We start from the raw sequence: 8,155 nt of genomic DNA, 5'->3' as shown, positions 1-8,155 counted from the left end.
CGATCTGCCCGGCTCCGCTCGCCTCCGGCTTCGCTCCACCGACCAGGTCACGCGTTCGCGCGTGCGGCCGAGGCCACTTCGAGACAGGCCCTAGGCGACCTCGATGAAGCCCAGGCGGTCGTAGAGGCGGCGGGCACGGCGGTTGCGGCGCGTCACGGCCAGGGTGAGGGTGTCGTGGCCTTGCGCGGCCAGGGCGTGCATGACGGCCTGGACGAGGCCCTGGCCCAGGCCGCGGCCCGCGTGGGCCGGGGCGGTGAAGAGGAACGCGAGCAGGGGGCGGTCCCTGTAGAGGGTGACGAGGGCCGCTCCCACGGGACGGCCCTCGTAGTCGGCCACGAAGGACGCATCGGGGAGGAACGCGCCGTACTCGCCGGCCACGGTGAGGTGGATCTCGCGGACGGCGCCCTGGACGTCCCCCACGTCGGCCTCGTCGGGGGTGCCGCGGTAGGCGTCCCACATCAGGGCGGCCAGAGCCGGGACGTCGGCGCCGGTGAACGGCAGGAAACCGGGCGGGGGCGGAGGCGGCGCACCCAGGGTCACCTGAAGGCGGCTCCGCACGGGGGCGTTCATGGTGCCGAGTCTAGGCGGCGCCCCCGCCGGAGACCGGCGGGGGCGCTACCGGTCAGCGCTTGTAGCGGCGGCCGTGGATCATGTTGATCATGCCGAGGACGCGCGCCATCTCCTTCTCGGTGCGGGCGAACGTGGTGAGGTTCATGGTCGCGAACCGCTGGCGCGTGATGGCCTTCGGGCGGGCGAACTCGCGCAGGCCGTCCGCGCCGTGGATGCGGCCGAAGCCGGACTCGCCGACGCCGCCGAACGGCAGGGCCGCGACCTGGGCGAAGGCGGCGAAGGCGTTGATGGACGTCATGCCCGACCGCATCCGGCGGGCGGCGTCCATCGCGCGGGACTTGTCACCGGAGAAGATCGTCCCGGCGAGGCCGTAGCTGGTCTGGTTGGCCTTCTCGACCGCCTCGTCCATGTCCTGCACGCGGTGGACGGTGATCGTGGGACCGAACGTCTCCTCGCGCACGGCCGACGAGTCGTCCGGGACGTTCGTCAGCACGACCGGCTCGACGTAGGGCTTGCGGACGGACTCGGCGCCGCCGACGACCGCCTTGCCGCCCTTGTCCAGCGCGTCCTTGATGTGGCGCTCGATGATGTCGAGCTGCGAGGGCATCGTGATGGGACCGTAGGCCGCCTCGCGGTCGAAGCCGGGACGCAGGTCGCGGGCCTTCTCGGTCAGCTTGCCGAGGAACTTGTCGTAGGCCTCGTCCACGACGTAGATCCGCTCGACGCCGATGCAGGTCTGGCCCGCGTTGGACATGGCGCCCCACAGCGCGGCGTCGGCGGCGGCGTCGAGGTCGGCGCCGGCGTCGACGATGCAGGCGTCCTTGCCGCCGCACTCGGCGACGATCGGGGTCAGGTTCTCGGCGCAGGCCGCCATGACGCGCTTGGCGGTGCGGGCCGAACCGGTGAAGGCGATCTTGTCGACGTGCGGGGACGAGGCGAGCGCCGCGCCCGTCTCGCCGAGCCCGGTGACCGTCTGCAGGACGGGGTGCTCGGGGATCACCGCGGCGAACAGCTCGGCGAGGAACACGCCGACGCCCGGGGTGAACTCGGACGGCTTGAACACCACGGCGTTGCCGGCGGCGAGCGCGTAGGCGATCGAGCCCATCGGGGTGAAGATCGGGTAGTTCCACGGCCCGATGACCCCGACGACGCCGAGCGACTGGTACTCCAGGACGCAGCGCTGGTTGATCGCCATGAGCCCGGGGTAGACGTTGCGCGGCCCGAGGATCTTCTGCGCGTTGCGCGCCGCCCAGTCCAGATGCGTGATCGCCATGATCGTCTCAAGCTGGGCGTCCTGGACCGGCTTGCCGGTCTCCTGGTGGATGAGCTCGGCCATCCGGTTCAGGTTGCGGGTGAGCGAGCCCTTGACGTTCAGCAGCCGGAGCCGGCGCTCCTTCCAGCCGAGGGCGCGCCACCAGCCGGCCGCCTCGCGGGCGCGCTCGACCGCCGCGGCCACGGCGGCGCCGTCCTGGACGGGGTGCTCGGCGACGACCTCGCCGGTGGCCGGGTTCAGCGACGCGAACGTCTCGGTGTTCTCCGTGGCCACGGACATGGGGAACCTCCCGGGAGGGGCCTGGTAAGTGACTGCTTGCACGGCAGTACCGGCTAGTAAACCACCCTATGTGCCGGTTCGGGGGTCGGGGATCCAGCTTCCGTGGAATCCGGCCGGAACGCGGCGCGGCAGCCGGACGCTCGCGGTGGGCGACAGGTCCGCCGCGTCCAGCACCAGCAGCTCGGACGCCGAGCCGCGGGTGACGATCGATAGCAGCCAGCCCTCGTCCTCCGCGCGGGCGCCCGCCGCCGGGACGAAGACCGCCTCGCCGACGTGCGCGTCCTCGCCGAGCGCGTGCGCGGACGTCCCCTGCCCGCGCAGGTCGTACTTCACGATCGACTCGCCGCCCACCGTGTAGAGGTAGCGGTGCTCCCTGCCGGTGCGGGCGTCGTCGTGCGTGGGGAACTCGACGCCGCGGTCGTCGAGCGGCTCCTCGGTCGCACGGCGGGTGGCGGGGTCGAGGGTCCAGCGGTGCAGGGCGGCGGTCTGCGAGCGCGCCGCCCCGGTGGCGGGATCGACGGTTCCGCCGATGTCCTCCCAGAGGGTGACGAAGTTATCGGGACGGTAGCGCACACCGTCCACCACGATCCGTCCGGCGGCGTCCTCGTGGGCGTTGCCGACATGGAAGACGTAGCAGGGGTCGACCTCGTACCAGGTGACCTCGTCCGTGCCGTCCCGGCGCATCACACCGAGCCGGGCGCCGTACGCGTCGTCCCAGACGTAGGGCATGCCGGTCGATCCGGACAACGCCAGGTCGACGTCGAACACCACCGGCAGGTCGAGCCAGACCACGTGGTTCTCGGTGATCGCGAAGTCGTGCATCATCGTCGGGCCCGCCACCGTGACCTCGCGGCTCTCGGCGAGCGTCCCGTCCGGCGCCAGCCGGTGGTAGGAGAGGTGGGGCTCGAACGCCCCGTACCCGAAGAACAGCAGGTCACCGGTGACCGGGTCCTCCTTCGGGTGCGCGGTCATGGCACTGGTGAGCCGCCCGCCGAAGTCGCAGGCGCCGACCGTCTCCAGGTCGGGCGTCACCTCGTAGGGGAACCCGGCCTCCACCAGCGCCCAGATCTTGCCCGCGTGCGGGACGACGTGGGTGTTGGCCTGCACCGAGCGGCGGTCGAAGGTGAGGTCGTCGCGGACGAACGGCGTCCCGTTGAGGTAGGCGTCGGTCCGCACCCACCGGTTGCGGTACCACTCGGCGCGGCCGTCCCGCAGCCGGATGCCGTGGATCATCCCGTGGCCGGTGAACCAGTGCCTGCTCGGCTCGCCGGGCTTGGGGTTCGGCCCGTTGCGCAGGTAGCGGCCGGTCAGTTCGGGGGGCAGCACGCCGGTGACCTGGAGGTCGCGGGCGTCGGTCTCGTCGGGGACGGGGGCCAGATGACCGTCCAGCCAGGTGGCGGGGCGCTCGGTGATGTTCTCGCCCATCTCGGTGCTCCTTTCCGGGCCGCTCCTCGGCGAGGGTCAGCGGGGGGACGGCTCGGGCTGCGACGTGGCGGGCGCCTCCGTCAACGGTAGCCCGAGCCGCGCGAGGTGGCGCCTGCGCGCGGCCTCGGGGTACCGGGCGGTGACGACGGCCGGGACCAGGAAACCGGCGATCTTGACGGCGACCAGCAGCGCCGTGTCGTCCGGTGACCAGTGCTGGACGCAGCCGAGGGCGGCCGCCAGCACGGTGAAGCTCGCCGCCCACACGGTGGTGAGCACGCGGTTGATGCTCCGGAACACGTCCGTCGCGGCGATCTCCGCGGTGACCTGGCGGCGCGCGATGCCCGCCGTGAAGGGGCGTCCGAGCAGCAGCGTCGCCCAGGCGGTGAGCCCCAGCCACCCGATCGCGAGCGAGGCGCCGTAGTCCAGCGCCGGCGACCCGGGGACGGTGAAGGCGAGCGCGGTGAGGACGGCCATGAACACCGAGGTGGAGATCTCCAGGATCAGCGAGTCGGCGCGGCGGCCCCGGCGCAGGTCCTGGCCGAGCAGGGCCAGCGCGGCGACGAGCCCGGAGACGGCGCCGGCCCGGTCGTCGAAGCCGCTGACGACCGCGAGCAGGATCCAGGGGAGGAAGGTTCGGGCGTAGTACTTCGGCATGGCCGGGGGCTCCTGGCTTCACATTCCAACTTTGACATGTCGAAGATAGACATTCCAGTTTCGACATGTCAACTATGAAGGGTTAGAGTGCGGGGCATGAGTTTGCGACATGCGGTGCTCGGGCTCATCGCCGAGATGGACGGCGCCAGCGGCTACGACCTGCTGAAGATGTTCGAGATCTCGCTGGGGAACGTCTGGCCCGCCCGGCAGAGCCAGCTCTACGGCGAGCTGGGCAAACTCGCCGAGACCGGGTTGATCGAGGTCGCCGAGGAGGGACCCCGCGGCCGCAAGGCGTACCGGATCACCGAGTCCGGCCGCGCGGAGCTGCGCCACTGGCTGGTGGACGTCCCCTCGAAGGGGAGCCGCAAGGACGAGTCGCTGCTGCGCGTCTTCTTCCTCGGCCTGGTCGAGCCGGCGGAGGCCCGGCGCTACATGCGCGGGCACGTGGCCGGGCTCGGGGAGTACCTCGACGAGCTGACCGCCCTGGAGAAGAACGTCGACTGGGGCGAGGACGACCTGTCCGTCTACGGACGGCTGGTCATCGAGTACGGCAAGCGGTTCGCCGCGATGCGCCGCGACTGGTTCGACTGGGCCTCGCGGGAGATCGAGTCCCTCGGCGAGCGCGAGCGGGCCGCCGAGCGCGGGTAGCGCGGCGGGACGAACGGCCCGGTGAGCGGCAGGGCCGCGAGCATCGCGGCTCGCGGCCCGGCGGGGCGGTCGGAACGGGGGCGTGCGCGCGTTCGGTGAAGGTCGTGAACGCGGTCAGCGGAAGTCGTCGGCGTGGTCGGCGGCCCACTCCTTGAACGTCCGGCCCGGGCGGCCGGTGATCCGCTCGACCTCTCCGGACGGCGCGGCCGGATGGTCGACGGCGCGGGCGCGCAGGCGGAGCAGGACGTCCACCAGGCCCTCGCGCATGTAGGGGCGGCCGAGCATCTCCTCCCGCGCCTGCTCGGGAGCGACCTCCTCGAACCGCGCCGGCCGGCCGGCCGCCTCCCCGATGAGCCCGACCATCTCCGGATGGGTGAGCTGCTCGGGGCCGGTCAGCACCGGCTTGGCGCCGACCAGGGCATCGGTGAGCAGGGCCTTCGCCGCGACGGCCGCGATGTCGCGCTCGTGGATCGGCGTGCTGCGCGCGGTCGCGTACGGCTCGCGGACGGGCTCGCCCGCGCGGATCGCCTCGCGCCACCCCAGCGCGTTGGAGGCGAACTCGCCGGGACGCGTGAACGTCCACTCCATCCCGGTCGCCTCGATCGCCCGCTCGATGGCGAGGTGGTGCACCGCCAGGTCGTTGGACGGGTCGTCGTCCAGCGCCGCGGCGGACGAGAGCATGACGACGCGCCGGACGCCGTGGTCGACCGCGCGGGCGAGCAGGTCGTCGAGGCCGTGCCAGAACACGGCCGGGTTGAGGAAGAGCGACGTGACGCCGTCCAGCGGCATCTCGTCGGTGCGGGCGACCTGCGCCTCGCCGGGCAGGTTCGCGGTGGCGGGGTCCCGGGACAGCGCGCGGACGGCGGCGCCCGCGGTGAGCAGCTCGCCGACGAGATGGCGTCCGACATTGCCGGTCGCTCCGGTTACGAGAATCATGCGGCCAGCTTCAACCAATTGGATGAACTTGTCAAACAGCAGGATGGTTGAACTTCTCAGAAGCCCGGCTACCATGGGGAACGTGACGGAACCGACGAAGCGGCCGGCGACGAAACAGGCGAGGCGTGCTCCCGCCCCGGACGAGCGCACGCTGGACGCCGAGCGGTCGCGGCGCCTGCTGCTGGACGCCGCGCTGGAGGAGTTCTCCGCCAAGGGCTACGCGGGAGCCCGCGTCCAGGACATCGCCGACCGCGCCGGCGTCAACAAGCAGCTGATCAACTACTACTTCGGCGGCAAGGAGGGGCTGTACTGCGAGCTCCACCGCCGCTGGCTGAAGCGGGAGGCCGAGTTCAACGACCCGGACGTCCCGTTCGACGAGATCGTCGGCCGGTACCTGCGGCACGTCCTGGACGACCCGCGCGGCACGAGGCTGAACGCCTGGCGCGGCCTCACCGAGGACCTGGACGACATCCCGCCCGGCCCCCGGGAGGACCTGTCCGACATCGAACGCCGCCAGGCCGCCGGGGAACTGCCCGGCGACCTGGACCCGGCCGCGATCATGTTCGCCGTGATGGCGCTGGTCTCGGCGCCGGTCACCAAGCCGCTCGCCGTCCGCCACGTCTTCGGGATGGACCCGGAGTCACCCGAGTTCCAGGAGCACTACGCCGAGCAGCTGCGCCGCATCGTCCGCCACCTGACGGGCTAGGGCCTGTCTCGAAGTGGCCTCAGGCACGCGCGCGAACGCGTGACCTGCCCGGTGCAGCGAAGCCGGAGGCGAGCGAAACCGGGCTGATCGCGAAGCGATGCCGCGTTCGCCCAGGTCCGGTCACGTAGCGAGCCGCCAGGCGAGCGAAGTGGGCCGGGCCTGTGAAACACAGCCTAGTTCTTCCACCACTGGAACAGATAGTGCCCGAGTTCGATCGGGAAGTGGTCGATCGAGCCGTTGACCCGGAACGGGAACTCGCCGAGGCCGATCGCGTCGGTGAGGTAGTAGATGACGTTGAAGAAGCCCTCGTTGATCGGGCCCAGCCACAGCAGCGCGATCAGGATGAGGAACGCGTAGCCGCCGTAGGCGTTCGCCTGGTCGGCCAGGCGCCGCGGCAGGTACGGCTCGACGATCCCGAAGCCGTCCAGCCCGGGGATCGGCAGCAGGTTCAGGATCGTGGCGGTCACCTGCAGGAACGCCAGGAACGCCAGGCCCGACCAGAACAGCGCGTGGTCGGCGTCGGCGAAGTTCTTGAAGATCACCGCGAGCATGATGGCGAACAGCGCGTTCGACAGCGGGCCCGCCGCCGAGATCAGGCTGTGGCGCAGCCGGCCCTGGATCACGTGCCGGTCGATCCACACCGCGCCGCCCGGCAGGCCGATGCCGCCGAGCACGATGAACACGACGGGGATGAGGAAGCTCAGCGTGATGTCGGAGTACTTCAGCGGGTTGAGCGTCAGGTAGCCCTTGGCGGCGACGCTGCGGTCGCCCGACCGGTAGGCCATGTACGCGTGCCCGAACTCGTGCAGGGACAGCGACAGGACCCACGCCGAGATCACGAACCCGAACAGCGCGATCCGGCCTGGCTTGTCCAGGATCGTCCCGTACCGCCAGGCGATCAGGCCGCACAGGACGGTCGCCCCCACGACCGCGAGGAACACCGGGCTCGGCCGGACGGCCGCGCCTCCCCGCTTCTCGCGCGCAGTGCCATTCATCGTTCCCGGCCCCTCTCGCCGCGCCGTCTCCGCGGCGTCCCGTCCCAGGTCCTCATGCGGAGGCCGTCCGCCCGGACGCCGGCGCCGCGATGACCGGGACGACGTAGGTGCGCAGGAAGCGGCGCAGCCCGTCGGCGTCCCGGTCCCGGTCCATCACGATCAGCGAGGTGATGATGCGGAAGAGGAACTCGACCGTCCCCTCCACCTCGATGTCGGCGCGCAGCGTCCGCTGCCGCTGCGCCTGATCGAAATAGGGCCGCACGTACTCGCAGCACAGCGCGAGCACGGGCTCGGCCGCCCCCGCCACCGCCGCCTGCATGTGCCCCGCCGCCTCAGGGACGAGGAAGTGCGCGATCGCCGGCTCCTCGCGGACGTAGTTCACCGCGTCCAGCGTGCCCTCGACGATCGCCTCCGAGACCGACCGCTCCCGGCGCAGCCTCTCGGCGAGCCGGTCCAGGAACCGCCGCAGGTCGCGCACCACCACGGCGAGGATCAGCTCGTCCCGTCCGCCGGTGACGCTGCGGTACACGGTCGCCCGCGACAGCTTCGCGGCGGCGGCGATGTCCTCGACCGTGGTCTTGGCCACGCCGAAACGGCCGAAGCACACTTCGGCCGCGTCGATGATGCGCTCACGCGTGGCGTCGCCGGTGACCGGGGGCATGACCCGAA

Annotated in this window: 9 protein-coding genes; 2 read left to right on the top strand and 7 right to left on the bottom strand. The window is 71.6% G+C overall.

What is annotated here, in order from left to right:
• Positions 1-90 precede the first annotated feature (90 nt).
• From AB0H37_RS04055 to AB0H37_RS04040, 4 genes are all read right to left on the bottom strand, one after another.
• Positions 91-570, bottom strand: coding sequence for a GNAT family N-acetyltransferase (locus AB0H37_RS04055; protein ID WP_179837253.1), 480 nt, complete (start codon positions 568-570; stop codon positions 91-93).
• Between the two features lie 52 nt (positions 571-622).
• Entirely contained in the window at positions 623-2,122 is a 1,500-nt protein-coding gene (locus AB0H37_RS04050; protein ID WP_329086212.1) for an aldehyde dehydrogenase family protein, read from the bottom strand.
• Between the two features lie 66 nt (positions 2,123-2,188).
• Complete coding sequence (locus tag AB0H37_RS04045; RefSeq protein WP_360611200.1) at positions 2,189-3,547, bottom strand: carotenoid oxygenase family protein; 1,359 nt, start codon at positions 3,545-3,547, stop codon at positions 2,189-2,191.
• A gap of 36 nt (positions 3,548-3,583) precedes the next feature.
• Positions 3,584-4,201 carry a hypothetical protein gene (locus AB0H37_RS04040; protein ID WP_329086215.1) on the bottom strand — a complete coding sequence of 206 codons (618 nt, stop codon included), beginning with the start codon at positions 4,199-4,201 and terminating at the stop codon, positions 3,584-3,586.
• A gap of 96 nt (positions 4,202-4,297) precedes the next feature.
• Between AB0H37_RS04040 and AB0H37_RS04035 the strand changes: the two genes are divergently transcribed.
• On the top strand, positions 4,298-4,849 hold the full coding sequence (locus AB0H37_RS04035) for a PadR family transcriptional regulator (RefSeq protein ID WP_179837249.1): 552 nt from the start codon (positions 4,298-4,300) through the stop codon (positions 4,847-4,849).
• 114 nt (positions 4,850-4,963) lie between these two features.
• Here AB0H37_RS04035 and AB0H37_RS04030 read toward each other — a convergent pair whose 3' ends face one another.
• Positions 4,964-5,785: an NAD(P)H-binding protein gene (locus tag AB0H37_RS04030; protein ID WP_360611197.1), complete on the bottom strand. Its 822-nt coding sequence runs from the start codon at positions 5,783-5,785 to the stop codon at positions 4,964-4,966.
• A gap of 82 nt (positions 5,786-5,867) precedes the next feature.
• Here AB0H37_RS04030 and AB0H37_RS04025 point away from each other — a divergent pair, with 82 nt between their 5' ends.
• Positions 5,868-6,491 (top strand): TetR family transcriptional regulator, encoded by a 624-nt coding sequence (locus AB0H37_RS04025; RefSeq protein ID WP_229809975.1) that lies wholly within the window; start codon positions 5,868-5,870, stop codon positions 6,489-6,491.
• A 173-nt stretch (positions 6,492-6,664) separates the two neighbouring features.
• On the opposite strand, the gene AB0H37_RS04020 is transcribed toward AB0H37_RS04025, so the two are convergent.
• Together AB0H37_RS04020 and AB0H37_RS04015 are read right to left on the bottom strand one after the other, a co-directional pair.
• Complete coding sequence (locus tag AB0H37_RS04020; protein WP_329086223.1) at positions 6,665-7,486, bottom strand: site-2 protease family protein; 822 nt, start codon at positions 7,484-7,486, stop codon at positions 6,665-6,667.
• A gap of 52 nt (positions 7,487-7,538) precedes the next feature.
• Positions 7,539-8,147 carry a TetR/AcrR family transcriptional regulator gene (locus AB0H37_RS04015; RefSeq protein WP_329086224.1) on the bottom strand — a complete coding sequence of 203 codons (609 nt, stop codon included), beginning with the start codon at positions 8,145-8,147 and terminating at the stop codon, positions 7,539-7,541.
• Positions 8,148-8,155 lie beyond the last annotated feature (8 nt).

The organism is Actinomadura sp. NPDC023710 (assembly GCF_040639875.1).
GTDB classification, from domain to species: domain Bacteria; phylum Actinomycetota; class Actinomycetes; order Streptosporangiales; family Streptosporangiaceae; genus Spirillospora; species Spirillospora citrea.
The sequence above is the reverse complement of the archived record's forward strand: the minus strand, read 5'-3'. Positions and strand labels throughout refer to the sequence as shown.